Origin of the sequence: Brevundimonas sp., from assembly GCF_004210735.1 — a bacterium.
In the GTDB taxonomy this organism is placed as follows: domain Bacteria; phylum Pseudomonadota; class Alphaproteobacteria; order Caulobacterales; family Caulobacteraceae; genus Brevundimonas.
Map to the genome: position 1 here is coordinate 14,152 of NZ_SDZL01000016.1, position 24,537 is coordinate 38,688.

Consider the following 24,537-nt stretch of genomic DNA (forward strand, 5'->3'; position numbering starts at 1 on the left):
GCCTCCTAGATTTCAGACGCGGGACCGGGCCCCTCTGGCGCGACCTTTCGGACGCGTGATGTCGGACCGCATCGAAACAGGACAGAGGACCGACATGCCCCTTTTGATGTGCCCCAACGACAATGCGCCCATGCAGACGCTGGATCGCAACGGCGTCCAGTTCGACATGTGCCCGACCTGCCGGGGCGTCTGGCTGGATCGCGGCGAGTTGGAGAAGCTGATGGCGACCGCGACCGAGGAAGGCCGCGCGTCGGCGCCCGCCGTCGCCCCCGTGGCCGCGCCGCCGGTCCAGCCCTATCCCCCCCAACAGGCCCCGCAGCAACCGTGGGGGGGGCAGGGTTACAAGGACGAGCGGCGATACAAGGACGAGCGCTATCGCGACGATGACTATCGCTATCGCAAAAAGAAGCGCGACAGCATCTTCGACATCTTTGACTAGGCTGCGGCCAGCCCGGCCGCCTGCATCAGGGTCTTGAGCGCCCCCAGCGCTTGGGGCGTCTGGCCCAGGGCGGCGCGGGTGTCCGGCACGCGTAGCAGGCGAACTGCCTCGGCCTTGGCCCGGTCGGCGGCCGGCCCCAGCGGGGCCGTCTCGCCCGCCGCCAGACGCAGAAGGGCACTGAGTTTCTGCGGAGCCGGGGCTGGTGACCGGGCCAGCTGGGCGGTGATGCGGCCCTCGGCTTCGACCACGCCACCGACCACGCCGATGGCGGCGGCGATCTGGCTCTCGTCGGTTTCGGACAATCCGGCGACCCGGGTCGATCGCTGCAGGGCGGCGAGTGTCAGCAGCTTCTGCGCGGCGCTAAGGGATGACTGACGCAGTTCGCTTTCGAAGCGCAGGGAGCTGACGCAGGCCAGCATCCAGCGGGCGGCCGATCGCTTGCTGGCGCTGCCCGTGACGTTCTCGCACAGGCGGCTGAGCGCCTCGGCCTCGGCCAGGACGGTCTGGCAGTCCCGCACATAGGCGCCGACGAAATCGGCGGTGACCAGACTTTTGGAGCGTTCGATGAAGGCGTTCTGGACCTCGTCCAGCGTCAGCAGGCGGCCGGCGGCGGCGGTCAGGCTGGTGGCCAGGGTGCGCAGGATGTCGATTTCGCCCCCGGCGTCGGTCGGACGCAGGCGACACGGGCTCATCAGTTCGCGCAGCACCATCCGCGCCAGGGCGGCCGCCAGCAGCGGAAATTCGCCGGCCTGGAGTCGCTGGCCCAGCCGTTCGGCAGGGCCGTCAACGACCGGAATCTGGATCGCCAGCCGGGCATCGTGAGCGATCAGGGCCGCGATCTCGCGCGGGGCGGCCATGCGGACCACGGCCGCCAGACTGCCGCCCTGGTCCAGCGAGGGGCCCAGCACCTGGGCCAGGTTAGTGCGCGAGGCGAAGATTTCGCTGAGCAGCTGTTCGGCCGCGACCAGCACAAGAGCGCGGGGCGGTCCCTCGGCCGGGGCGCGGTCCAGCAGGTTCATCAGCGTCTCGACACGCGCCCGGGCGCCGCGCACCCCCTTCAGCGCCTGGCTGATGGCAGCGCCGATGATGAAGGCGCGATCGGCCGAGCCGGACAGCTTCTGGGCCACCTCGGCCAGTGATTTTTCGGCCAGATCAGGGATCTTTCCCCGACGACCCATGGCCAGCACCCGTTCGATCGCCTGTTCCGACAGCTTCTGGTAATGGCGGATCAGTTCGTGCACCGGCTGGCCGGTCGCCTGACTTTCGGGCACGGCCACCTTCTGGATCGCGTGTTGCAGTTCGACGCCTGACGCTTCCAGAATTTCGGCCAGATCGGGTCGGTGCAACAGTTCGAAGGCCGTGACGCCCTGACGCGCCAGCCAGTCCTCCAGCGCCCGGGCGATCAGTTCACGGGCGTGGGGGGCATAAAAGTCGTGGGGACCGGCGCAGGTGGGGCCACGGCTTTCCTCGGACACCAGCCGCTTGCGCTGGACCTCGGGCGCGCCCCGGGTCAGCACGGTGACGCTGGCGAATTCCATGGTGTCGGGGTCCAGCGTCTCCTTGGTGACGCGGACGGCGGCGGCGCGGTCGTCCGCCAGCAGGTCCTCGGCCGTCTCGATCGCGTGCTTGCGGTCCTCGGTCGCCATCAGCAACGACCACGGAGCGGGCGCCGTCTTGCGGATATAGACTTCGTAGTGGACGACGCCGGCCATTGAGCGCTCACGCAGATACTGGGCGGCGACCCTGACTCATCGAGATTAAGGCGACGTTGCGCTCCACGGGTTGGCGACCCATCTGGAAAAGCCCTAATGTCACCGCGATCCCGTAGAACGGTTACGCTTGCCGCGCGTTGATGAGGCAGCGCGCCGCACGGATCGCATTGAGGAGAAGCCCTTGGCCAATATCACCCTGGTCGATGACGACGAAAACATCGTCGCCTCCGTCTCGCTGGCGCTGGAAAGTCATGGCCACAAGGTCACCGCCTATCACGACGGCGCCGCGGGCCTGGAAGCGCTGGAAGCCAGCCCGCCCGACCTGGCGATCCTGGACGTGAAGATGCCCCGCATGGACGGCATGGAGGTGCTGCGTCGTCTGCGCCAGACCAGCCAGCTGCCGGTCATCATGCTGACGTCCAAGGACGAGGAGATCGACGAGATCCTGGGCTTCAACCTGGGCGCTGACGATTATATCCACAAGCCGTTCAGCCAGCGTCTGCTGATCGAGCGGGTCAAGGCGCTGCTGCGCCGGACCGGCGTCGAGGGTGTCGAGCCCGACACTGCGAGCGGCGAGAACGCGGGCAAGGCGATCAAGCGCGGCAAGCTGTCGATGGATCCGGCGCGTCACGAAAGCACCTGGGACGGCAAGCCGGTGAAGCTGACGGTCACCGAATTCCTGCTGCTTCAGGCGCTAGCCCAGCGGCCCGGCTTCGTGAAGAGCCGGGACAATCTGATGGACGCCGCCTACGACGACCAGGTCTATGTCGATGACCGCACCATCGACAGCCACGTCAAGCGGATGCGAAAGAAGTTCCGGGTGGTCGATCCCGAGTTCGACGCGATCGAGACCCTGTATGGCGTCGGATACCGCTACCGCGAAAGCTGAACCTCGGCCGGGCGCCGTACCGCGTCGCCGTGGGCTGTCGTTCGGCGGCTCGCGGCTGGGCGCGCTGATTCTGGCGCTGAATCTGCTCAGCCTGCTGATCCTGTTCGGCGGCGCCCTGGCGCTGAACGAATGGCGGCGCGGGCTGGTCGAGGCGCGCCAGGAATCCCTGTCGGTCCAGGCCGAGCTTCTGGCCAATGTGCTGGGTGAACTGGGCATCACCCGGGGCGAGCCCTATCCCATGCTGGATCCGGTGGCGGCGGCCCTGTGGCTGCGCGACAATTTCATTCCGACGGGTCAGCGCGCGCGCCTGTACGACATGGACGGCCTGCTGGTCACCGACAGCTACGCCGTGTCGGACGCCATTCCGGGCAACCCCCTGCCGCCCGCGCGCCCGGCAGGCACACCCGAGCCGATCAATCGCAACAAGGCCCGCGACGCCGATCGGCTGGACAAGTCGCGCGGCGAACTGGCGGCCGAGGTGGAGCGCGCCCTGGCCGGCGAGGTCCAGACCACGGTGCGGCGCTCCGAGACCGGCGATCGCGTGGTCTCGGTGTCCGTTCCCATCCGCCATGTGGAGCAGGTGCTGGGCGTGCTGACGCTGGAGGCCGGGGACGTGGACGCCATTCTGGGCGCCCAGCGTCGGGCGCTGATGCCGTTCGCCCTGGTGGCGCTGGCGGTCAATCTGCTGGCCTCGCTGTTGCTGCATCTGTTCGTGGCGCGGCCGGTGCTGCGGCTGTCGGCGGCGGCGGATCAGGTGCGGATGCAGCGCGCCCGCGCCATCTCACTGCCTGACCTTGAAGGCCGCAAGGACGAGATCGGCGACCTGGCCCGCTCGCTTGAGACCATGACCCGCGCCCTGTCCGAACGGATGGACGCTATCGAACGTTTCGCCGCGGACGTCTCGCATGAGATCAAGAACCCCCTGACCTCGATCCGGTCGGCGCTTGAGACCCTGCCGCTGGTCAGGACGGAGACCCAGCGGGACAAGCTGACCGGCCTGCTGCAACAGGACGTGCGCCGGCTGGACCGGCTGATCACCGACATCTCCAACGCGTCGCGGCTGGACGCCGAACTGTCGCGCGACCGGCCGCGCGCCATCGACCTGTCGACGCTGCTGACCGATATCGTCGGTGTCTATGAGACGACTGGAAAGCCGGGCGAGCCCGCCGTGAAGCTTGAGTTGCCGACCGTTGACCCAGGCCGGGTGGTGGGCCGTGACGGGCCGCTGGGCCAGGTGTTCCGCAACCTGATCGACAACGCCCGCTCGTTCAGCCCACCGGGCGGCGCGGTGCGGGTGTCCCTGACCCATGACGACGACGCGGTCCATGTCCGCATCGAGGATGACGGACCGGGTATTCCTGCGGACAATCTGGAGACCGTGTTCGAGCGGTTTTACACCTCACGGCCGCGCGGGACGGCCTTCGGGTCGAACTCCGGTCTGGGCCTGTCGATCGTACGCCAGATCGTCGAGGCGCACGGCGGCGTCGTCTGGGCCGAAAACCGTCACGTAGAAGGAGGGGGCGTCACCGGCGCCCGCTTCACCGTACGTCTGCCCGCTGCGCCGAACGGCGTCGGTCGCAAGGGATGAGCGGTGAACTGATCCACGCGAGCGTCGTGGCCCGGCGCCGAAACAGTGGCGGCTGGCGCGGCGTGATGATCCGCGGCGTGTCCGGCGCGGGCAAGAGCGATCTGGCCCTGCGGCTGATGGGGCGCGGGTGGCGGCTGGTCGCCGATGACTACGTCCATGTCTGGACGTCGGGCGATCGGGTGTGGGCCACGGCGCCCCAGACGATCGCAGGGCGGATCGAGGCGCGCGGTGTGGGCATCCTGACCGTTCCGACCCGTCCCCTGACCCGGATCCTGCTGGTGGTCGATGCCATTTCCGGCGCGCCCGAACGTCTGCCGGAGGCGCAGACGACAAACCTCGCCGGAGTGGCGATTCCGCGACTAGAACTTCGCCTGCTGGACGCATCGGCGGGCGATTTGGTCGCAGCGGCCATCGACCGGCTTTAATCCCGCGCGGCTTTGGCCTATCTAGGCCGGCTTGCGGTCCGCCCGGCGCGGCGAAAACGACGTCGCGATGTTGGGGGGCGTGGTTCTGGTGATGCCTTCATGATCGGTCTGGTGATCGTCACCCACGGGGGACTGGCCACGGAATTCCTTTCGGCGATGGAGCATGTCGTGGGCCCGCAACGCGGGGTCGCGGCCATCTGCATCGGGCCGGAAGACGATATGGAGCGCCGCCGGCGCGACATCCTCGACGCCGCGGGCGCGGTGGACGATGGCGACGGCGTGATCCTGCTGACCGACATGTTCGGCGGCACCCCGTCCAATCTGGCCATCTCGGTGATGGAGCAGACGAAGGCCGAGGTCATCGCCGGGCTGAACCTGCCCATGCTGATCAAACTGGCCAGCGTGCGCGGTCGCGAACCGCTCGAAACCTGCGTCGCCCATGCCCAGGACGCGGGGCGCAAATATATCTCGGTCGCCTCGTGGGTGCTGGCGGGGGAAAAATGAGCGACACCATCCGCACCTCGGCCGACATCTGCAACGCGCGCGGCCTGCATGCCCGCGCCTCGGCCAAATTCGTCAAGCTGGCGTCCGGCTTCGAATCCGAGATTCGCGTCACGCGCGACGGCGTCACGGTCGACGCCCGCTCGATCATGGGCCTGCTGATGCTGGGCGCCGGCATCGGCTGCTCGATCGACATAGAGGCGGAAGGCCCGGACGCCTCTGAAGCCATAGACGCCCTGAACGCCCTCATCTCGCGTCGTTTCGACGAAGATCAGTAGGCGCGAGCGCCGGTCAGAATTTTCTAGAAAACGCCTGGTGGAGCCGAGGGGAGTCGAACCCCTGACCTCGTCATTGCGAACGACGCGCTCTACCAACTGAGCTACGGCCCCGATCACAGGCAGCGCGGGACATAGGCGGCAGGGCCGGGGGGTGTCAACGGGTCGCGCGTGAAAGGCAGGCCCCGCAGGCGCTGTGGCTTGGCTGCGCGGCGGCGAACGGTCTAGAAGCAAGCCTGTAATTTTCGGAGAGATCGCCCCATGGGCTACGCCCTCGTCCAGCTGGTCAACGCCGTGCTGAGCCTGCTGTCCTTCTTCATCATCGCCTCGGCGATTCTGAGCTGGCTGTTCGCTTTCGACGTGATCAACCATCGCAACCGGTTCGTCAGCCAGGTGGCCTATTTCCTGGATCGGGTTACGGGACCGCTGCTGGAGCCGGTGCGGCGGGTGATCCCGTCGCTTGGTGGCATCGACATTTCGCCGATCATCGTCCTGCTGCTGATCCAGTTCCTGACGACGGTGTTCAACCGGATGGCCGCGCCGTCGCTGATCTACGCCCTGGGCTAGAGCCTGATCGGTTGAGGTGGAATCGCTTCGTGGTTCCATCGATACCGTGAATCAGGCTCCAGCATTGATCTGGAGCGAAGATCTGGGTTCAGATGCGATCGCATCTGAACCGATTTCGCTCCAGGCCGGATTTCGACACGGTCGGCGGGATTCCGCGGCGGCGGGGGTTTCGGCCCTTGCGCCGGGGACGGACCCTCCTAAGGTGCCGGCGAGGGGCCGACAGGCCGCAACAGACATTCTTGCATGATCACGATCCGGACAGTCGCCGTTGTCGGCGCGGGACAGATGGGCGCGGGTATCGCCCACGCCGTGGCCCTGGGCGGCTATGAGGTGCGGCTCTACGACGTGGAGCCCAGTCGCATCGCCGAGGCGCAGGGCGCCATCGCCGCCAGTCTGGCCCGTCAGGTCGGGCGCGGCCTGATGGAGTCGTCAGCGGCCGATGCGGCGCTGGCTCGCATCCGTCCGGCCGCCGATCTGGCCGAGGTCGGGTCGGCCGATCTGGTGATCGAGGCGGCGGTTGAGGACGAGGCGGTCAAGAAGGCCGTCTTTGTCGGGCTGACCCCGTTCCTGGGACCGGACACCCTGCTGTCGTCCAACACCTCGTCCATCTCGATCACCCGGCTGGCGTCCGTGACAGACAGACCGGACCGGTTCATCGGCCTGCATTTCATGAAGCCGGCGCCGGTAATGAAGCTGGTCGAGATCGTGCGCGGCATCGCCAGTTCGGCCGAGACTTATGAGACGGCGGTCGCCTTCGCCGAGAGCCTGGGCAAGACGACGACCGAGGCCGAGGATTTCCCTGCCTTCATCGTCAACCGCATCCTGGTGCCGATGATCAACGAGGCGATCTACACCCTGTACGAAGGGGTCGGGAACGTCGCCTCGATCGACAAGGCGTTGAAGTTGGGAGCCAACCATCCGATGGGGCCGCTGGAGCTGGCGGACTTCATGGGTCTGGATGTGGTGCTGGCGATCATGAACGTGCTGTACGACGGGCTGGCCGACAGCAAATACCGGCCCTGTCCGCTGCTGGTGAAATATGTCGAGGCCGGCTGGCTGGGCCGCAAGTCGGGCCGTGGTTTCTATGACTATTCCGGCGAAACGCCGGCGCCGACCCGATGAGCCCGCGGTTCGAGACAGCGGCCGACCTGCCGGGTCAGAATCCCGTGGCGCCGCGCCGGTCGGGCGGGGCGCTGCCGCTGGCGGCGCTGGCGGGCGCGGCCTGGCCGCCGCTGATCCTGACTTTGCTGGTCTGGCCGCCCAGTCACTGGCTGCCGGGCACCGAGACGGACTGGCGCCTGCTGGTGCTGGTGGTCGGGCTGATCGCGGTGCCCGCCGGCCTGTGGCGCATCGGTCGCGAGCGCGAGCAGACCGGCCGTCCGGGCACCCGACTGGGCGTGGTTTGGCGCTTCATGTTCTATGGCGGCCTGCTGGCGGCGGCGTTGCAGACGCTGATGGCGCTGATCGTGACCCTGCTGGCCATGATCCAGTCGGGCAGTCTGGTCCAGGCGTTGGGCGCGGCGGAGACGACGCTGTTGATCTATGGCGTGGGCGGCCTGCCGATCGCGATCATCGTCGGCGTCAGCTACGCCTTGTGGGCCGGGCTGTGCGCTGCCTTCATCGCCTTTGTGCCGCGCGCGCCCGTCAAGGATCGACTGGGCCTGATGCGCGACGAGGCTTGACGGTGCGACCTTGACCGTAAAGGGCGCTTGACACCACCCTGATTTGTGAGTCAAGGTTACTTGACTCATGAGGGGGCATGTCATGACGACTGAGACGACAATCGACACCTTGAACCCGGTGCGCGCCAGGGATCGCATCGCCACGCTGGACGTGCTGCGCGGACTGGCGGTGCTGGGGATCCTGGCGGTGAACGCGGCGGCCTACGGCCTGCCGTTCGGGCTGCAGATGGCGCCGGACCAGACGCCCTTCACCATGACTGGCGACAACGCCCTGGCGCACTGGGTGGTCGAGGTCTTCTTCCGCCAGAAATTCCTCACCCTCTTTTCGATGCTGTTCGGCGTCTCGATCTTCCTGGTCGGCGGCGAGCGGGCCGATGAGGCGCGGGGCAGGCTGCTGCGCCGCCGTCTGTTCTGGCTGGCGGTGATCGCGATCATTCACGGACTGGCGCTGTGGTATGGCGACGTGCTGCTGCTCTATGCTTGGGCCGGGCTGTTCGTGATGTTGATGCGGTCGATGAAGGCATCGACCCTAATTGCGGTCGGCCTGGGGGTGACGCTGCTGCTGGCGACCATGCAGGGCGCGATGGGCTGGCTGGCCGCGGCCGGACCCGAAGAGTTCGTGCGTCAGTATCAGGCCAATCAGCCCAAACTGCCCGAAGGGGCGATCGCTGCGATCATCGCCGACTATCAGAGTGGCTGGGCCGGGGCGATGAGCCGGAATTTCAACACCTGGCTGATGCTTCAGGGCATGAGCCTGCTGGCCTTTGTCTTCTCGACCGTGCCGCTGATGATGCTGGGGCTGGGGCTGTTCAAGTCGGGCTTCCTGAGCGGCCGGGCGCCGATGTGGCTGTATGGCGTGCTGATCGTGCTGGGCGGCGCGGTGCTGGCCTTGCACGGCGTGCTGCAATGGCGAGAGATCGCGGCGGGGCCGGGGGTTGAGGCGACGGGCGGCCTGGCGGCCCTGGTCGCGGCCTATCCGATCTTTATCACCTTGGGTTACGCCAGCGCGATCATCGTGCTGGTAACGCGCGGGGCGGGCTGGCTGAAGGCGATTCTGGCCCCGGTGGGACAGATGGCCTTCACCAACTATCTGGCCCAGACAATCATCATGACCTCGATCTTCTACATGCCGTGGGGCCCGCGCCTGTACGGTCAGCTGGACTATGTGCAGCTGTGGGGCGTGGTCGCAGCGGTCTGGGCGATTCAGCTGATCTGGTCGCGGTTGTGGCTGTCGCGCTTCGCCATGGGGCCGCTGGAATGGGTGTGGCGCTGCCTGACCTATGGCCGCCAGGTGCCGCTGCGACGCGCCGCCGCCTGAGGCCAGCCGTTGCGAGGCGGCGGGGGATGGCTTAATCGCGCGCCATGACCTCCCCCGCCGACACCCCCGAACCCATCCGGCCCGACGCCCGCGCTCCGCGGGGTTTCGGGGACAAGCGCGGCCGCGATCTGACCGCCGAGCGCCGCATCGTACGCCAGGTGTCCGAGGTCTATGAGCGCTGGGGCTTCGAGCCTCTGGAGACGCCGGCGTTCGAATACGCCGACGCCCTGGGCAAATTCCTGCCCGACGCCGACCGCCCGAACGAGGGCGTCTTCGCCATGCAGGACGACGACGAACAGTGGATGGCCCTGCGCTACGACCACACCGCGCCGCTGGCCCGGTTCGCCGCCCAGACGTGGGAGACCCTGCCCAAGCCGTTCCGCCGCTATGCCTATGGGCCGGTGTGGCGCAACGAAAAGCCCGGTCCGGGCCGGTTCCGCGAGTTCTGGCAGTGCGACGCCGACACCGTGGGATCCGACCGGCCCGAGGCCGACGCCGAGATCATCGCCATGGGGGTCGAAGGGCTGAAGGCGGCGGGCCTGGCCCAGGGTCAAGCCGTCATCCGGGTCTCGAACCGCAAGCTGTTCGATGGCCTGTTCGACGCCTCGGGCGTGACCGACGCGGGCCAGCGGCTGACGGCCCTGCGTGCGGTGGACAAGTTCGACCGGTTGGGTTGGGACGGCGTGGTTCAACTGCTGGGCGAGGGACGGCTGGACGAGTCGGGCGACTATACCAAGGGCGCGGCCCTGCCGACGGGCGCGATCGACGCCATCGGCGCCTTCCTGAATGCGGGTGAAGTCGCTGGCGGGCGATCGGTGCGTCTGCAGGCTCTGGCTGCACTGGGCACTCTGGGCGAGCGCGGCGAGCAGGCCTTGAACGAGCTGGCGGCCATCGACCGGGCGCTGAACGCCATGGGCGTTCCCGAGGCCGAGGTGGCGTTCGACCCCACCATCGTGCGCGGGCTGGAATACTATACCGGCGTGGTGTTCGAGGCCGAACTGCTGCTCAAGACCGTCGATGAAAAGGGGCGGCCGGTCCGCTTCGGCTCGATCGGCGGGGGCGGGCGCTATGACGACCTGGTGGCGCGGTTCACCGGCCAGCCGTTGCCGGCGACGGGCTTCTCGTTCGGGGTGTCGCGCTTGGCGTCGGCGCTGAGGGCGGCGGGGCGGGGCGAGGCCGATGTGGCGCGCGGGCCGGTGGTGGTCATCGTCTTTTCGGATGATGACATGCAGCATTATCTGGACGCCGTGCGCGAACTGCGCGCTGCGGGGGTCGCGGCCGAACTGTATCTGGGCCGGGCCGGCATGAAGGCGCAGATGAAATACGCCGACCGGCGCGGCGCCCCGGCGGCCGTTATCCTGGGCGGCGACGAGATCGCGGCCGGTGAGGTGACGATCAAGGATCTGGACGCCGGCCGGGCCCTGGCCGCGGGTGTGACCGACAATGAAGCCTGGAAGAGCGAACGTCCCGGCCAGCGCAAGGTCGCACGCGCAGACCTAGTCGCCACGGTAAAATCGATTATCGAAGGATCATCGATAAAATAGATGACACCCTCGTGTATTATCGACGTTCAGTCAGAAAAATTCCCGGTCTTGCCATGGGCTTGATTGACGCCGGGGGAGCGATGACGTCAATTGGTCCCACTCGAGAGACGGACAGCCGGTGACGGCAGACGCTTCTCGAAGGCGTTTCGGGGAGGAAACGTCCGCTCCTTCAGAGAGCGAGAAGGCCCGCTGCGATGTATCCCCGCAGCGGGCTTTTTCATGCCTGCAGCCTGGCTGTATTGCAGTTTCGTAACTGGCTCGCCCGTACGGCGCCGCTAAGATGCCGCGATGACCGAGGGGCCGCTGGCGGATCGCCGTTTTTCATTCCGATCTGGCGACGGAACAGTGCCCTTGGCGCTGGGCCTTTGGGGGCTTTTGACGCTCGCGCATATGGTCCTTCTGGCCTCGGGCGGCATAACGCCGTGGCTTCTGGTTCTTCCGCCCGTCTGGACCATCCACGGTCTGTTGCTGACGGCGGTTCTGGAGGGAGTGATCCGTCGGGCGCGCGCCTGTACCGTCGCAGTGCGCTGGGTGTTGGTCGGGGCGGCGGTCGTGGTCTTTACGGCGGCTCAGACGTGGCTCGATATGACCACGACAGGCCTGACGGCCCGGCTGATCGTTCAAATATTCTCGCCTGATCCGTTCGGCGCCGGAATCTACTTCTGGAACGGCTTCGGGATGAAGAACATAGCCCTCGTCATCAGCGTGGTGATCTATTTCTGGGTCTTCGGCTGCTACGCCGTGGCTTCGACCCTGCTGTTGTCGCAGACGCGTCTGGCGGCGACGGAATCGGCGGCCGCCCGGGCCGAGCTGATGGCGTTGCGCTTCCAGTTGAATCCACATTTCGTGTTTAATGCGCTGAACTCGGTCTCCAGCCTGATCGTGTCGGGGCGCGCTGACGAGGCGGACCAGGCCAATCTGGCCCTGGCGGGATTCCTGCGCCGGTCGCTGGAATCGGATCCGACCGCACCGGTGACGCTGGATGACGAGCTGGAGATGATCGACGCTTATCTGGATATCGAGCGTGTCCGTTTTCCCGACAATCTCGACATCGACTATCTGGTCACGCCTGAGGCGCGCTCCGTGACCCTGCCGCCCTATCTCCTTCAGCCGTTGGTGGAGAATGCGGTCAAACATGGGGTCGCCGGGTCCGGGCGAACGCGCATCACTGTCGAAGGCGAGGTTCAGGCCGGGCGTCTGCGGGTCGCCATAACCAATATCGGGCCGACGACGGGCACTGGCCGGACCGGCACCGGTACGGGGCTGGCCAATATCCGGGCGCGACTGGCGGCCATCCACGGCGATGCGGCGCGACTGGAAACCGGCGCCGCTCCCGGGGGATTCCGGGCCGTTCTGGAGTTGCCGATACCGCCGGCCGCATAGGTCCATGAAAAAGGGCCGGAACGTCGCCGTCCCGGCCCCTTCATTGATATCCCGATCCTACCAGAGGCGAACGCGGTCTTCGGGCGCGACGTAGTAGGCCTGGCCTTCCCTGACGCCGAAGGCGTCATACCAGGCGTCAAGGTTTCGCACCGGGCCGATCACGCGGAACTGTGGCGGCGAGTGCGGATTGCTGGCCACCAGCTGCTTCATGGCGTCGTCGCGATATTTCGACGCCCAGACCTGGGCCCAGCCATAGAAGACGCGCTGGTCGCCGGTCACACCGTCCAGCACCGGACTGGGCTGGCCATGCAAGGACAGGCGATAGGCCTCGAGCCCCAGGGTGATGCCGGCCAGATCGCCGATGTTCTCGCCCATGGTCAGGCCGGGCTTCACCTTGTGGCCGGGCAGGGGTTCATACTCGGCGAACTGGGCGCCCAGACGCGCGGTGCGAGCGTCGAAATTGGCCCCGTCCTCGGGCGTCCACCAGTCGCGCAGCACGCCGGCGCCGTCGGACTTGCGGCCCTGATCGTCGAAGCCGTGGCCGATCTCGTGACCGATCACGCCACCGATACCGCCATAGTTCACCGCTGGATCCGCATCGGGATCAAAGAAGGGCGGCTGCAGGATACCGGCAGGGAAGGTGATCTCGTTCAGCGTCGAATTATAGGTGGCGTTCACCGTCTGGGGCGTCATCCGCCATTCGGCCCGATCGACCGGATCGTTGATCCGGTTCAGCGAGTATTGCCATTTGAAGGTGCTGGAGCGTTCGGCGTTGCCCAGCAGGTCGTCCGACCGGACCTGGAGGTCCGAATAATCCCGCCACTTGTCCGGATAGCCGATCTTGACGCTGAAGCTCTCCAGCTTGGCCAGGGCCTCCTGTTTGGTGGCCTCACCCATCCAGTCCAACTGGCGGATGCGACCGGCCAGGGCGACGCGCAGATTGGCGACCAGTTCGTCCATCTTGGCCTTGGACTCGGGCGGGAAATATTCGGCGACGTAGAGTTTGCCCAAGGCCTCGCCCAGACCGCTTTCGGCGAAGCTGACGGCGCGCTTGTCACGGCTGCGCTGTTCCGGCTGACCTTCCAGATCGCGTGAGCGGAACGCCCAGCGGGCGTCCGAGAAACGCGCCGACAGATAGGGCGCCGCCTGGTCAATGGTGTGGAACGCCTCCCACGCCTGCCAGGTGGCGACGGGGGTCTCGGCGAAGATGGCGGCGATCTGCGGGAAGGCGGTGTTCTCCTGCACCACCAGCCGCCGGACATCGCCCAGACCCATGGCGCCCAGATAGGCCGACCAGTCGAAGCCGGGCGCATAGGCCGCCAGCTCGGCCTGGGTCATGGCGTTATAGGTGGTGTTGCGGTCGCGGCTTTGCTCGGGTGTCCAGTGCGCCTCGGCGATGCGGGTCTCCAGCGCGACGATGGCGGCCGCAGCCTGCGCCGGCTGGTCCCAACCGGCCATCTCCAGCATCCGGGCGACATAGGCCTGATACTTCTCCTTCTTCTCTGTGAAGAGGGGCGACAGATAATAGTCGCGGGTCGGCAGGCTGATGCCGCCCTGGCCCAGATAGACGGCATAGCGGTCCGGCGCCTTGGCGTCGGCGGCGATATAGGTCCCGACGATGGCGCGGCCGAAGCGGCCCTGGGTCGCGCCCATGACGCGGGCCATGTCGGCGTGGCTCTCGGCGGCGCGGATGGCGGTGAGGTAGGGCTCCAGCGGGCGGCCGTCCAGCGTCTCGATCCGGTCGGCGTCCATATAGGAATGGTACAGGCCCGCGACCTTGGCCGCGTCCGATCCCGGAGTCAGGTCGGTGCGGGCGTTCAGTCCCTCGATCAGGGTCTTCATCCGGTTGTCGGACAGTTCGCGCAACAGGGCGAAGGCGCCGTAGCTGGTGCGGTCGGCCGGAATCTGGATGGCGTCCACGGCCTTGCCGTTGGCGTAGCGGAAGAAGTCGTCGCCCGGCTGGACCGAGGTGTCCCGCCCGCTCAGATCGAAGCCCCAGGTCCCGTACTTCGGCGCGGCGACGCCCTGCCAACCCGCGCCGCCAGCGGGCGCTTCGAACAGACTGGCGTCGAACAACGCCTGAACCGTGCAGGTCTGGTCGAGGCAGACGTGGTCTTCATGCGCCAGGGCGGCGGCCGGGATCATCAGGGCGCCCAGGGCGGCGCCGACAAGCATCAACTTCATGGACATCCTCAATACCGGTCCGGCCTGGGCCGGGTCGGCCGGACCCTACGCCGGGACCGGCGGGCCTTGTCTTAAAAATAGTTCATGCGCCGCGACCTTCTGTCTCGCCATCCGGCACAGCGCGCGCGAGACTGGCGCCGGGATACGGAGGGCCGATGGCGAGCGGGCACGCGGGTGGCGACTACAAGGATCTGGTGGTTTTCCTGGCGGCGGCCGGGGTGGTTGTGCCGTTGTTCAACCGCCTGAAGATCAGCCCGATCCTGGGGTTCCTGGCGGCGGGGGTGCTGCTGGGGCCGGACGGGCTGGGCCGGTTCTCGGAGGCTGCGCCGTGGCTGACGTGGCTGACCATCGGCGACCAGGCGCAAATGCGTCAGCTGTCGGAACTGGGCGTCGCCTTCCTGTTGTTCATGATCGGACTGGAGCTGTCGTGGGAACGGCTCAAGTCCATGCGCCGTCTGGTGTTCGGGCTGGGCCTGTTGCAGGTCACGGCCTGTTCACTGGCGCTGGGGATGGGGTTCTGGATCGCGGGTCAGTCGCTGACTGCGGCCGCCGTTCTGGGCATGGGTCTGGCGTTGTCGTCGACGGCGGTGGTCATGCCGGTGCTGGCCGAGCGCGGGCGATTGAAGGGCGCTGTCGGTCGGACGTCGTTCGCGGTGCTGCTGGCTCAGGATCTGGCGGTGGCGCCGATCCTGATTTCGGTCACCATCATGGCCAGCCTGGCGCTGCAGGGTGGGTCGCCCGATCCGGCGCATCTGGGGCGCGCGCTGCTGGCCCTGGTTCCGGCGGTGGTGGGCCTGTTGCTGATCGTGTTGCTGGGGCGGCTGGTGTTGCGGCCGATGTTCCGGTCGGTGGCGCGGGCGCGCAACCGGGGCGAGGGGCGCGAACTGTTCGTGGCCGCTTGTCTGCTGGTGGTCGTCGGCGCCGGGGTGGCGGCCCAGGCGGCGGGCTTGTCGATGAGCATCGGCGCACTGGTTGCGGGCCTGCTTCTGGCCGAGACCGAGTTCCGGCGCGAGATCGAGGTCTCGATCGAACCGTTCAAGGGGCTGTTGCTGGGGGTCTTCTTCATCAGCGTCGGCATCGGCCTGGATCTCGACGCCATCGCCGCGCGGCCGGCGTTCATCCTGGGTCTGGCGGCGGGCGTCACGGTGCTGAAGGCGGTGATCATCTTTGGCCTGGCGCGGGCGTGGGGGCTGAAGGCGCGGCCGGCGCTGGAGACGGCGCTGGTGCTGGGGCCGGCGGGCGAGTTCGCCTTTGTCATCCTGGCCACCGGCATGGCCGAGGGCGTGATCGGGCCCGAAATGGCGTCAACGGTGACCCTGGCGGCGACGCTCAGCATCTTCGCGACGCCCTTCCTGGCCATGGCAGGCCAGGGTCTGACCGACCGGCGCAGTCCGCCGCTGGCCGACATACCGGAAGAAGCGTTCGAGGAGCCGGCGGGCGATCATGAAGTGCTGATCGTCGGCTTTGGCCGGGTCGGGCGGCTGGTGGGCGAGATGTTGACGGAGCATGGGCGGCGCTTCGTGGCGCTGGACACGGATCCGGCGACGGTGACGCAGGGGCGGCGTGACGGGCTTCAGGTCTATTATGGCGACGGCGCCTATCCCGACATGCTGGAGCGCTGCGGGGCGGGCTCGGCTCGGGCCGTGGTGGTGACGATGGACGCCCCGGCCAAGGTGGACGAGGTGGTGCGCACGGCGCGGGCGCTGCGGCCGGATCTGGTGGTCATCGCGCGCGCGCGGGACGACCGCCACGCGGCGCGGCTGTATGCCCTGGGCGCGACCGACGCCGTGCCGGAAACGACAGAGGCCAGCCTTCAGCTGGCGGAGAACACCCTGGTCGATCTGGGGGTGCCGATGGGTCTGATCCTGGCCTCGATCCACGAACGGCGTGACGCCTATCGCAAGGTGTTCCAGGCGGCTCAGCCCGAGGAATACCGGCGCCGGCCGACCCGCGCCCTGCGGTCCAGCCGCGCGCGTTCCGCGCCGTCCACGGACGATTGACGGTCAGCGGCGACATGCCGCGACAAAGGGTTGCGGGCGTTAATGTCCGGACCCCAATTTGGCCACCGTTCGATGTTGAAACCGCGACGTTCCGATGTCATCGCGCCTTGCAAGGCCGGGCACGGATGCCTGCCGCTCCCGTTCCCCCCGGTCGCACCGTCGCAGTAGTTGAGTTTTTGTCGTTCATGCGTGAATCCGCCCCCCAGGCTTCGCAGTCACCTACCTCCACCGATACCGAAGAACCCCGCCTGAACCGTCGTCAGGCCGCCAAGGTGCGGACCCGGCAGAAGGTGCTGGACGCCGCGCGTAATCTGTTCGCCGAGCGCGGCTATGACGCCGCCACCATCCGCGACATCGCCAAGGTCGCCGGCATGTCGACCGGCGCCGTGTTCGCCAATTTCCAGGACAAGGCCGAGCTGTTCGAGACGGTCTTCGCCGACGAAATGACCGGTCTGCTGAATGACGTTCGCACCGGCGCCGCTGTCGAGGGCGGCGTACGCGAACGGCTGGCGGGCGCCCTGACCGCCGGCTACCATCGCTCGCTGGAGCATCTGCCGCTGATGCAGGCGATGATCGCCCGCTCTTGGTTCCAGCCCGAGGTTGTCGATCAGCGTTCGCGCGCCTTCGTCAAGCCGATCATCGAGGCGATCATCGAGGTGCTGCAAGGCGGCATCCGCGAGGGCGAGCTGCGTCAGGATCTGGACATGCCGGTCCTGGGCCGCATGGTCTGGGACGTCTTTATCTCGAACTTCCGCTACGCCGCCTATGACGGCTGGGGTATCGAGGAACTGACCCCGCATATTCGCAAGCAGATCGATCTGATCCTGGCCAGCCAGCTGTCCCGGCAGTAAGGCGGACAGTCCTGGAGGGCTGCGGTCGCCGGCCCTTCGGGACCTCCCGACGCGGCCTGACGCTGCGCGCAGACAAAACGATCAAAGGCCGTGGTTGCGCCACGGCCTTTTGCTTTCAGAACGCGCTCAAGCAACGAGCCGCCGTGCGGCGAGTGATAGCGCGCAAAAAAAGCCCCTCAGCTTTTCCAGCGCAGGGTCGTGGCCTTGACCGGGTTGGCGAAGGGGCGGTCTTCGGTGCGGCTTTTCGACCATTCACGCTTCAGCTGCTGGTACCATTTCGCCTGTTTGTCAGCGTCGTCGATCCAGATCAGGGCCGGGTCGTAGCGCAGGCCCTCGTTCTGCAGATTCACCATGCCGCCGTCCTGTTTCAGGAAGGCGACCACCCCCATCCGCAGGAAGGGCTTGGCCAGGTCGAAGACCCAGTGGTCGGACCAGAAAATCTGGGTGATCCGCGTCTTCGTCTCGGTCACTGGCGTCAGACAGGTCAGGGCCAGCACCTGTTTCTGGCCCACCTGGATATGCTCCCAGCGATAGCCGGGCAGGCGGAAGGTGATCTCGGTCGCCGGGGCGCCGCCCAGGATCCTGTAGGCGCGGCTGTTCGACGAGGGAGCGTGGCGCACCATGGCGAAACCGTGCTCGCGCGGTTCAAAGGCCTTGGCCTTTTCGTGCATCGAATGGGCCGAGCGCCACCACCATTGCTGGTGGACATAGGGGCCGTGGGCGGGGTCCATCAGGCCGACGACGGCGTGGTCGATATGGCTGTCGAAATCCATCCATTCGACCAGTTTCGCCTCGCCGCCGACGACCCCGGGGAAGACCGGCGGCTCGTGGTCGGGCGCGGCCTCGCCGCGCGGGTCGGACGACATCCAGAGGAAGACCATGCCCTGGCTTTCACGCACGGGATAGGATCGCACGCGGATGCGGTTCGCCTCGAACGCCTGATCCTCGACCAGGGACGGAATGGCGGCGCAGACCCCGTCGGTGCGGAAGCGCCAGCCGTGATAGGGGCATTCGACCGTCTCGCCCTCGCCCGGTCGTTCGACCAGTCTGCCGGCCGACAGAGGCGCGGCGCGGTGGGGGCAGATGTCGCGCATGCCATAGACCTGACCGGCGCGGGTGCGACCGATCAGGACCGGTTCGCCCATGATCTCGTGCCGTTTCAGACTGGCCGGTTTCACGTCGCGCGACAGGGCGACGAAATACCAAGCGTCCAGGACGAAGCCCTTGCCAAAGGCGGTCGGCGGGGCCTTGGCCTCGGGGGCGGTCCTGGCGGAAACGGGTGCGGTGTCGGCGGGCATAGTTCGACATAACACCGCCGTTGTCGGGATGCGACCGGCGCCGCTAGGATGGCCGTCGAATGGAGGGCCCCCGATGAACAGACGCACCCTGATGGCCGCCGGCGCGGCCGCAGCCCTGACCACGTCCGGCGGCGCCTGCGCCCATGCAGTGACGAGTGCTACCCAGGCGCCGTTCGAGTCCAACCGCATCCAGGTGAGCGCCGAGGGGCGCGGGCCGGACGTGGTGCTGATTCCGGGGTTGAGCTCGCATCCGGAGATCTGGGACGACATCGCGCGCCGCCTGGCGCCGACCCACCGGGTCCACCGGGTTCATGTGCGCGGCTTCGCCGGTCTGGACGCCGGGGCCAATGCGCAAGGGCCGTTCATCGAACCGGTGGCCCACGCCATCGCCGAATATATGGAGTCGCAAAAGCTGCGCGGGGCCGCCGTGATCGGCCATTCGCTGGGCGGCAGCCTGGCCATGCGGGTGGCGAGCCATCATCCGGAGCAGGTTGGTCGTCTGATGGTCGTCGACATGGTGCCCTTCAACGGCGTCTGGTTCGGTCCGCCCGGCACGACGGCCCAGACGGTCGCCCCGGTCGCGGACGCCACCGCCGCGCGGCTGGCCGGCATGACGCGGGAGCAATGGACCGCCGCCGCCACGCCCGCCGTCGCCGCCATGATCACCGACGAGGCCAAGCGCGCCGTGCCGATCCGCCACGCGGCCCAGACCGACAACGCCGTCGCCGCGCGGGCCATGCGTGATTTGATCGCCACCGACCTGCGTCCCGAACTGGCGAAGCTGACGATCCCGGTGACGGTCCTGTATGTCCACGGCCCGAACATCCCGCTGGACGGGGCCGTCATCGACGCCGTCTTCACCCAGCAGTTCGCGGGCGTGCCGACGGCGAAGGTGAAATTCATCCCGAACAGCCGCCACTTCATCATGCTGGACCAGCCCGAGGCCTTCGCCTCGGAGGTGAACGCCTTTTTAGAATAGGGCGTGGAACGGTCATGGTTTCGGCGGAATGGGCCTTCACGGTCCCGTGACCTTCGACTGACAAGACAGGCGGGCGACGCGAAGGCGGCGACACGCGGCCGGGGACAAGAGGACTGAGATGGCGGGTTTCGGACAGCGATCCGGGGAGGGCGGCGCGGCGCGCACGCCGTTGCAGCGCGTGCTCTATTGGGGCGCCGTGGCGGCGGTTTGGGGGCTGATCTTCCTGGTGGTCTTCTTCGCCGTGTTCGCGCGCGGCCTGCCCGACACCTCCAGCCTGTACGAGGTCGATCGCCAGCCCTCCATCACCTATCTGGACCGCAACGGCGCCCTGATCGCGACGCGCGGAACCCAGATGGCGCCGCCGGCCGATCTGGACGCCCTGCCGGACTATGTGCCTGCCGCTTTTGTGGCCATTGAGGACCGACGGTTCTGGCATCACCCCGGCTTTGACCCGATCGGCATGACGCGCGCCATGGCGGCGAACATGCGCGCCGGCCGCGTGGTCCAGGGCGGGTCGACCATTACCCAGCAACTGGCCAAGAACCTGTTCCTGACACCCGATCAGAACATGCGCCGCAAGGTGCAAGAGCTGATGCTGGCCGTCTGGCTGGAGATGAAATTCACCAAGAAAGAGATTCTGGCCCTCTATCTGAACCGGGTCTATTTCGGCGCCGGCGCCTATGGCATTGAGGCGGCCTCGCAGCGCTATTTCGACAAGAGCGCCAAACAGCTGACCGTCGGCGAGGCGGCGTTGCTGGCGGGCCTGCTCAAGGCGCCGTCGCGCTATTCGCCGGTGTCCGAGAGCGAACGAGCAGCGACCCGCGCCACCGTCGTTCTGAATCAGATGGAAGAGACCGGCGTCATCACCGCCGATCAGCGCGCCGCCGCGGTGCTGGAGCCGGTGCGCGTGTCGCGGACCCTGGCCACCCAGCACGCCCAGTATTTCATCGACTGGCTGGACAAGTCGATCCGCGGCTTGGTCGGCGAGCCGACCGAGGATCTGGTCGTCGAGACGACACTGGACCTGACGCTGCAGACGGCGGCCGAACGTTCGGTGCGCCGTATCCTGGATCGCGACGCCTCACGCGGGGTGCAGCAGGCCGCGCTGGTGGCGATGGATGGCGACGGACGGGTGCGGGCCATGATCGGCGGCGCCTCCTATGCCGACAGCCAGTTCAACCGCGCCGTGGACGCGCGCCGTCAGGCGGGCTCGGCGTGGAAACCCTTCGTCTATCTGGCCGCCGTCGAGGCTGGCTACACGCCCGAAACGCCGGTGGTCGACGAGCCGATCAAGATCGGCAACTGGAGCCCGCGAAACTATTCCGGCAATTTCATCGGCCAGACGACCCTGGCGAACGCCGTGGCCCAATCGACCAACACCGTCGCCGCGTCAGTCGCCGACCAGATCGGGCGCGACAGCGTCGCTCGCGCGGCCAAGCGGCTGGGCATCTCCAGCCGGATCGGTCTCGAACCCGCCATGGCGCTGGGGGCCGTCGAGGTCTCGCCGCTGGACATGGCGACCGCCTATGACGCCTTCGCCAACGGCGGCCGCCGGGTCGAAGCTTACGGCGTCAGCCGTATCCGCACCCCGCAGGGCCGGGTGATCTATCAGCGCGGCGCCCGCGACAATGCGGGGATGCAGGCGATCAACAATCCGTCGCTGTACTACATGAACCAGATGCTGCGCGGGGTCGTCACCTCGGGCACGGCGCGGTCCGCCGCCATTTCCGGCCGCGACATCGCGGGCAAGACAGGCACGACCTCGGACTACAAGGACGCCTGGTTCGTCGGCTATACCGGCGGCTTCGTCACTGCGGTCTGGGTGGGCAAGGACGACAATACGCCGATGCGCGGCGTGACCGGCGGCGCCGCGCCCGCGGCGATCTGGAAGGGCTTCATGGACGCCGCCCTGCCGCGCCTGGCGGTGCAACGCATTCCCGACGGCCCGGCCATGCCCGAGGGCTGGCAGGCGCCGGACCCGGTGGGCGACTTGCTGGGCTCCATAGGCGACGTGGGCGGAACGCCGTCCGAACCGATCGACCCGAACCAGGGCGAGCCCTATCAGCCGGAGCCAACTCAGCCGGCCGCCCCCGTGCGACAGCCACCGCCGCTTGAAACGGCGCCCCAGGTGAAGTCGGACCTGCCGCCCGAAAAGCGGTCGGATCCCCTGTTCTTCTAGACGAGAAAGCCCGTGCCATGATTGCGCTTCTACTGCTGGCGCTGGACGCCTCGCCCTCGGCGGCCCAGATCCGGGACAGCGAGACCTGCTATTCGATCAACCGGATGGTGGATGGCGAGACCCGTCCCATCGGCGTGACCTGGCAGAGCGTGAAGCATGACCGCATTGACGGCGTCGATGTGTTGAGGGTCGTCGTTCACCAGCGCGGCGCCGGGGGGCGGTTCGACATGCGCGACGCCTTTGTCCTGCGCGCCGATACCCTGCAGCCGATCACCTTTGAGAACACGCGTAGCGGCGCGCTGCATGTCTCGCTGCGCTACGAAGACGGCCGGGTGGTCGGGCGCAGGATTGATGATGGTGTTGAAAAGGCCGTCGACGTGGCCCTGCCCACGCCGGTCTGGGAGGGCAATCTGTACGGCGTCATGTTCGCCGGCTTGCCGCTGGCGGAGGGCGCGACCTTCCAGCTGCCCTACTATCAGTACGACAAGGGCGTCAGCGCCTTTGATCTGCGTGTCACCGGCAGCGAGGTGGTCGCCACCCCCGAAGGCCCGGTCGACGCCTGGGCCGTCGAGGTGACGACGGGTGCGGACGTTCGCATCACCTATCTGATCGCCAGGGAGGGCGGGCGTGAACTGGGCTACCGCGGCCAGTCCTTCAACCAGGTGATGGGCGGCGACTGCTCGGAGATCACGGGCGCGCCTGCGGCCTGAGTTCAGCGTCCGACGGCGTGCAGCGACGCGCCGTGATCGCGCAGCCATTTGCGGAACGGCCGATGATCGCCGACCAGCCGCTGGACCACGGACCAGTAGGCCAGGCTGTGGTCGGCATGGACCAGATGCGCCACCTCGTGCGCGGCCAGATAGTCCAGCACGGCGGGCGGGGCCAGGACGACGCGCCACGAATAGCGGATCGAGCGATTGTGGGGGCTGCAGGAGCCCCAGCGCGAACGAGTGTCGACGATGGACACACGCGCGGGCTTCAGACCCAGCGTTTTCAGATGATGATCGGTGCGGGCGGTCAGCGCCTCGCGCGCGACGCGGCGGAACAGGTTTTCGACCCGGCGGGCGAAGGCCTCGCCCTCGCCGCCCGACAGGATGACGGGACCCTCGGCGTCCCGCGACAGGCGCGCTGCGCCCGCGCCGCCGGTGGCGACCAGCCGGACCGACCGGCCCTGAAAGGGAACGACCGCGCCCGGCTCCAGCGGCGCGCCCTGAGGCCGGGCGGCCAGGCGTTCGGCGATCCAGTGGGCGCGGCTGCGGGCGAAGGCGACGGCCTCGGCCAACTTGCGCTCGGTGGGGGCGACGGCGACGGCCTCGCCCGCGCGGGCGTCGATGCGGACAGATAGACGCCGGGCGCGCGGATTGACCGAGAGGCGAAGCGTGGCGCCGCCGTCAAGCGGCAGCCGCTGTCCGTTCCGGTACTGCACAGATCGCCTCATTGGCCGCGATGAAGTCGCGGACGCGCGGATAGATGTCGTCGCGGAAGCGGCGGCCGTTGAAGACGCCATAGTGGCCGACCTCAGGCTGGACGTACAGCACGCGGCGGGTGTCGGGGATGTTGGGGCACAGGCCGTGGGCGGCCTGGGTCTGGCCGACGCCGGAGATGTCATCCTTCTCGCCCTCGACGGTCATCAGGCCGATGTCGGTGACGGCGGTCAGGTCCACCGGCTTGCCGCGATGCTGCAACAGGCCGCGCGCCAGCAGATGCTGCTGGAAGACAATGTCGATGGTCTGGAGATAGAATTCCTCGGTCAGGTCCAGGACCGACAGATACTCGTCGTAGAACTGCTCGTGCTTCTCGACCCCGTCGCCGTCGCCTGTGACCAGGTCCTGGAAATAGCGATGGTGGGCGTCGACGTGACGCTCCTCGTTCATCGACATGAAGCTGTAGAGCTGGACGAAGCCCGGATAGACCCGCCGTCCCGCGCCCGGATAGGGCAGGGGCACGGTGTGGATCATGTTCGACTTGAACCAGGTGAAGGGCTTGGCCTCGGCCAGCTGGTTGGTGACCGTGGGCGACAGCCGCGCGTCGATGGGCGAGCCCATATAGGTCATGCTGGCCGGGCGGTTAGGGTGGTTCTCCTGGGCCATCAGGGCGCAGGCTGCCAGCACCGGCGGACCGGGCTGGCAGACGCCGACGACGTGCGGCCGGCCGCCGATCCGCGCCAGCATGATGCGGACGTGGTCGATATAGTCGTGGAAGTCGAACCGCCCCTCCAGCATCGGCACGTTACGGGCGTTGATCCAGTCGGTGACATAGACGTCGTGGTCCTGCAGGAAGCCCTCGACCGTGCCGCGCAACAGGGTGGCGTGGTGACCCGACAGCGGCGCGACGATCAGCACCGCCGGGGGGTGCAGCGGCTTCTTCAGCGCCTTCAGGTCGGCACGATTGCGCTCGAACCGCAACAGGCGACACCAGGGCGAGGACCAGACGACCGTCTCGGTGGTGCGCAACGGGCGATCATCGAAAGTGACGACCTCAAGACCCCAGGCCGGCTTGCCGTAGCGGCGGGTCAGGCTCTCGAACAGCTCGGCCGAGGCATAGGCGGTGCGGCCTATGGCCGTGTCGGCGGCCGGATTGAACGGCGAGGTCCAGAACTGACGGGCCCATTCAGCCCCGAAACGGAAAGGCGTCGCGCTGTGGTAGGCGAGCTCGTGCAGTGCGTAGAGCATGAAATCCTGTCGGCGACCCCCGCCTTATGCGGCAGGGCAGCATAGAACGCG

The 24,537-nt window shown here is 67.6% G+C and carries 22 protein-coding genes and 1 tRNA gene; 17 read left to right on the forward strand and 6 right to left on the reverse strand.

Annotated features, from left to right (window positions below; all coding sequences use genetic code 11):
* Positions 1 to 94: 94 nt before the first annotated feature.
* Positions 95 to 439 (forward strand): zf-TFIIB domain-containing protein, encoded by a 345-nt coding sequence (locus EON91_RS05100; RefSeq protein WP_292092121.1) that lies wholly within the window; start codon positions 95 to 97, stop codon positions 437 to 439.
* On the opposite strand, the gene EON91_RS05105 is transcribed toward EON91_RS05100, so the two are convergent.
* Complete coding sequence (locus tag EON91_RS05105) at positions 436 to 2,151, reverse strand: hypothetical protein (RefSeq protein WP_292092122.1); 1,716 nt, start codon at positions 2,149 to 2,151, stop codon at positions 436 to 438. The genes EON91_RS05100 and EON91_RS05105 overlap by 4 nt on opposite strands.
* Before the next feature lie 181 nt (positions 2,152 to 2,332).
* On the opposite strand from EON91_RS05105, the gene EON91_RS05110 reads away from it, so the two are divergent.
* From EON91_RS05110 to EON91_RS05130, 5 genes are all read left to right on the forward strand, one after another.
* Positions 2,333 to 3,040 carry a response regulator transcription factor gene (locus EON91_RS05110; protein ID WP_292092124.1) on the forward strand — a complete coding sequence of 236 codons (708 nt, stop codon included), beginning with the start codon at positions 2,333 to 2,335 and terminating at the stop codon, positions 3,038 to 3,040.
* A complete protein-coding gene (locus EON91_RS05115) occupies positions 3,009 to 4,628 on the forward strand; it encodes an ATP-binding protein (protein ID WP_292092127.1) in 1,620 nt (539 codons plus the stop codon). The genes EON91_RS05110 and EON91_RS05115 overlap by 32 nt, the downstream gene beginning before the upstream one ends.
* A complete protein-coding gene (locus EON91_RS05120; protein ID WP_292092130.1) occupies positions 4,625 to 5,053 on the forward strand; it encodes an HPr kinase/phosphatase C-terminal domain-containing protein in 429 nt (142 codons plus the stop codon). The genes EON91_RS05115 and EON91_RS05120 overlap by 4 nt, the downstream gene beginning before the upstream one ends.
* Before the next feature lie 99 nt (positions 5,054 to 5,152).
* On the forward strand, positions 5,153 to 5,557 hold the full coding sequence (locus tag EON91_RS05125) for a PTS sugar transporter subunit IIA (protein ID WP_292092132.1): 405 nt from the start codon (positions 5,153 to 5,155) through the stop codon (positions 5,555 to 5,557).
* Positions 5,554 to 5,832 carry an HPr family phosphocarrier protein gene (locus EON91_RS05130; protein ID WP_292092133.1) on the forward strand — a complete coding sequence of 93 codons (279 nt, stop codon included), beginning with the start codon at positions 5,554 to 5,556 and terminating at the stop codon, positions 5,830 to 5,832. Before EON91_RS05125 ends, EON91_RS05130 begins: the two co-directional genes overlap by 4 nt.
* Before the next feature lie 35 nt (positions 5,833 to 5,867).
* On the opposite strand, the gene EON91_RS05135 is transcribed toward EON91_RS05130, so the two are convergent.
* Positions 5,868 to 5,943 (reverse strand) — tRNA-Ala (locus tag EON91_RS05135).
* A gap of 147 nt (positions 5,944 to 6,090) precedes the next feature.
* Between EON91_RS05135 and EON91_RS05140 the strand changes: the two genes are divergently transcribed.
* The 6 genes from EON91_RS05140 (at position 6,091) to EON91_RS05165 (ending at position 12,323) form a co-directional block, all read left to right on the forward strand.
* Positions 6,091 to 6,396, forward strand: a complete 306-nt coding sequence (locus EON91_RS05140) for a YggT family protein (protein ID WP_292092135.1) — start codon at positions 6,091 to 6,093, stop codon at positions 6,394 to 6,396.
* Positions 6,397 to 6,639: 243 nt separating this feature from the next.
* Positions 6,640 to 7,518 (forward strand): 3-hydroxybutyryl-CoA dehydrogenase, encoded by an 879-nt coding sequence (locus tag EON91_RS05145; RefSeq protein WP_292092137.1) that lies wholly within the window; start codon positions 6,640 to 6,642, stop codon positions 7,516 to 7,518.
* Positions 7,515 to 8,078 (forward strand): phthalate transporter, encoded by a 564-nt coding sequence (locus EON91_RS05150; RefSeq protein ID WP_292092139.1) that lies wholly within the window; start codon positions 7,515 to 7,517, stop codon positions 8,076 to 8,078. The genes EON91_RS05145 and EON91_RS05150 overlap by 4 nt, the downstream gene beginning before the upstream one ends.
* A gap of 82 nt (positions 8,079 to 8,160) precedes the next feature.
* A complete protein-coding gene (locus tag EON91_RS05155) occupies positions 8,161 to 9,396 on the forward strand; it encodes a DUF418 domain-containing protein (RefSeq protein ID WP_292092142.1) in 1,236 nt (411 codons plus the stop codon).
* Positions 9,397 to 9,440: 44 nt separating this feature from the next.
* Positions 9,441 to 10,940 (forward strand): histidine--tRNA ligase, encoded by a 1,500-nt coding sequence (gene hisS / locus EON91_RS05160; RefSeq protein ID WP_292092143.1) that lies wholly within the window; start codon positions 9,441 to 9,443, stop codon positions 10,938 to 10,940.
* 390 nt (positions 10,941 to 11,330) lie between these two features.
* A complete protein-coding gene (locus EON91_RS05165) occupies positions 11,331 to 12,323 on the forward strand; it encodes a histidine kinase (protein ID WP_292092146.1) in 993 nt (330 codons plus the stop codon).
* Between the two features lie 57 nt (positions 12,324 to 12,380).
* On the opposite strand, the gene EON91_RS05170 is transcribed toward EON91_RS05165, so the two are convergent.
* The gene (locus EON91_RS05170; protein ID WP_292092147.1) at positions 12,381 to 14,507 is read right to left on the reverse strand and encodes a M13-type metalloendopeptidase; all 2,127 of its coding nucleotides are present in this window, start codon (positions 14,505 to 14,507) and stop codon (positions 12,381 to 12,383) included.
* Between the two features lie 155 nt (positions 14,508 to 14,662).
* Between EON91_RS05170 and EON91_RS05175 the strand changes: the two genes are divergently transcribed.
* Positions 14,663 to 16,507, forward strand: a complete 1,845-nt coding sequence (locus EON91_RS05175) for a cation:proton antiporter (RefSeq protein ID WP_292092150.1) — start codon at positions 14,663 to 14,665, stop codon at positions 16,505 to 16,507.
* A gap of 185 nt (positions 16,508 to 16,692) precedes the next feature.
* Entirely contained in the window at positions 16,693 to 17,358 is a 666-nt protein-coding gene (locus tag EON91_RS05180) for a TetR/AcrR family transcriptional regulator (RefSeq protein ID WP_292092152.1), read from the forward strand.
* A 176-nt stretch (positions 17,359 to 17,534) separates the two neighbouring features.
* On the opposite strand, the gene EON91_RS05185 is transcribed toward EON91_RS05180, so the two are convergent.
* The gene (locus EON91_RS05185; RefSeq protein ID WP_292092155.1) at positions 17,535 to 18,656 is read right to left on the reverse strand and encodes an aromatic ring-hydroxylating dioxygenase subunit alpha; all 1,122 of its coding nucleotides are present in this window, start codon (positions 18,654 to 18,656) and stop codon (positions 17,535 to 17,537) included.
* A gap of 73 nt (positions 18,657 to 18,729) precedes the next feature.
* On the opposite strand from EON91_RS05185, the gene EON91_RS05190 reads away from it, so the two are divergent.
* The 3 genes from EON91_RS05190 (at position 18,730) to EON91_RS05200 (ending at position 22,524) form a co-directional block, all read left to right on the forward strand.
* A complete protein-coding gene (locus EON91_RS05190; RefSeq protein ID WP_292092158.1) occupies positions 18,730 to 19,635 on the forward strand; it encodes an alpha/beta hydrolase in 906 nt (301 codons plus the stop codon).
* A gap of 118 nt (positions 19,636 to 19,753) precedes the next feature.
* Positions 19,754 to 21,814 carry a PBP1A family penicillin-binding protein gene (locus EON91_RS05195; protein WP_292092159.1) on the forward strand — a complete coding sequence of 687 codons (2,061 nt, stop codon included), beginning with the start codon at positions 19,754 to 19,756 and terminating at the stop codon, positions 21,812 to 21,814.
* Between the two features lie 17 nt (positions 21,815 to 21,831).
* Positions 21,832 to 22,524 carry a hypothetical protein gene (locus EON91_RS05200; RefSeq protein WP_292092161.1) on the forward strand — a complete coding sequence of 231 codons (693 nt, stop codon included), beginning with the start codon at positions 21,832 to 21,834 and terminating at the stop codon, positions 22,522 to 22,524.
* A 2-nt stretch (positions 22,525 to 22,526) separates the two neighbouring features.
* Here EON91_RS05200 and EON91_RS05205 read toward each other — a convergent pair whose 3' ends face one another.
* Both EON91_RS05205 and phaZ read right to left on the reverse strand, forming a co-directional pair.
* On the reverse strand, positions 22,527 to 23,240 hold the full coding sequence (locus EON91_RS05205; RefSeq protein ID WP_292092162.1) for a SprT family zinc-dependent metalloprotease: 714 nt from the start codon (positions 23,238 to 23,240) through the stop codon (positions 22,527 to 22,529).
* Positions 23,206 to 24,486 carry a polyhydroxyalkanoate depolymerase gene (gene phaZ / locus EON91_RS05210; protein ID WP_292092164.1) on the reverse strand — a complete coding sequence of 427 codons (1,281 nt, stop codon included), beginning with the start codon at positions 24,484 to 24,486 and terminating at the stop codon, positions 23,206 to 23,208. Before phaZ ends, EON91_RS05205 begins: the two co-directional genes overlap by 35 nt.
* Positions 24,487 to 24,537: the final 51 nt, after the last annotated feature.

Bases quoted from the DNA above. Each gene is read 5' to 3' on its own strand.
- EON91_RS05125 (WP_292092132.1), top strand. From the start codon at position 5,153: ATGATCGGTCTGGTGATCGTCACCCACGGGGGACTGGCCACGGAATTC.
- phaZ (WP_292092164.1), bottom strand. From the start codon at position 24,486: ATGCTCTACGCACTGCACGAGCTCGCCTACCACAGCGCGACGCCTTTC.
- EON91_RS05145 (WP_292092137.1), top strand. From the start codon at position 6,640: ATGATCACGATCCGGACAGTCGCCGTTGTCGGCGCGGGACAGATGGGC.
- EON91_RS05175 (WP_292092150.1), top strand. From the start codon at position 14,663: ATGGCGAGCGGGCACGCGGGTGGCGACTACAAGGATCTGGTGGTTTTC.
- hisS (WP_292092143.1), top strand. From the start codon at position 9,441: ATGACCTCCCCCGCCGACACCCCCGAACCCATCCGGCCCGACGCCCGC.
- EON91_RS05195 (WP_292092159.1), top strand. From the start codon at position 19,754: ATGGCGGGTTTCGGACAGCGATCCGGGGAGGGCGGCGCGGCGCGCACG.
- EON91_RS05130 (WP_292092133.1), top strand. From the start codon at position 5,554: ATGAGCGACACCATCCGCACCTCGGCCGACATCTGCAACGCGCGCGGC.
- EON91_RS05120 (WP_292092130.1), top strand. From the start codon at position 4,625: ATGAGCGGTGAACTGATCCACGCGAGCGTCGTGGCCCGGCGCCGAAAC.
- EON91_RS05170 (WP_292092147.1), bottom strand. From the start codon at position 14,507: ATGAAGTTGATGCTTGTCGGCGCCGCCCTGGGCGCCCTGATGATCCCG.
- EON91_RS05155 (WP_292092142.1), top strand. From the start codon at position 8,161: ATGACGACTGAGACGACAATCGACACCTTGAACCCGGTGCGCGCCAGG.
- EON91_RS05150 (WP_292092139.1), top strand. From the start codon at position 7,515: ATGAGCCCGCGGTTCGAGACAGCGGCCGACCTGCCGGGTCAGAATCCC.
- EON91_RS05115 (WP_292092127.1), top strand. From the start codon at position 3,009: ATGGCGTCGGATACCGCTACCGCGAAAGCTGAACCTCGGCCGGGCGCC.
- EON91_RS05190 (WP_292092158.1), top strand. From the start codon at position 18,730: ATGAACAGACGCACCCTGATGGCCGCCGGCGCGGCCGCAGCCCTGACC.
- EON91_RS05185 (WP_292092155.1), bottom strand. From the start codon at position 18,656: ATGCCCGCCGACACCGCACCCGTTTCCGCCAGGACCGCCCCCGAGGCC.
- EON91_RS05180 (WP_292092152.1), top strand. From the start codon at position 16,693: ATGCGTGAATCCGCCCCCCAGGCTTCGCAGTCACCTACCTCCACCGAT.
- EON91_RS05165 (WP_292092146.1), top strand. From the start codon at position 11,331: ATGGTCCTTCTGGCCTCGGGCGGCATAACGCCGTGGCTTCTGGTTCTT.
- EON91_RS05140 (WP_292092135.1), top strand. From the start codon at position 6,091: ATGGGCTACGCCCTCGTCCAGCTGGTCAACGCCGTGCTGAGCCTGCTG.
- EON91_RS05200 (WP_292092161.1), top strand. From the start codon at position 21,832: ATGATTGCGCTTCTACTGCTGGCGCTGGACGCCTCGCCCTCGGCGGCC.
- EON91_RS05105 (WP_292092122.1), bottom strand. From the start codon at position 2,151: ATGGCCGGCGTCGTCCACTACGAAGTCTATATCCGCAAGACGGCGCCC.
- EON91_RS05100 (WP_292092121.1), top strand. From the start codon at position 95: ATGCCCCTTTTGATGTGCCCCAACGACAATGCGCCCATGCAGACGCTG.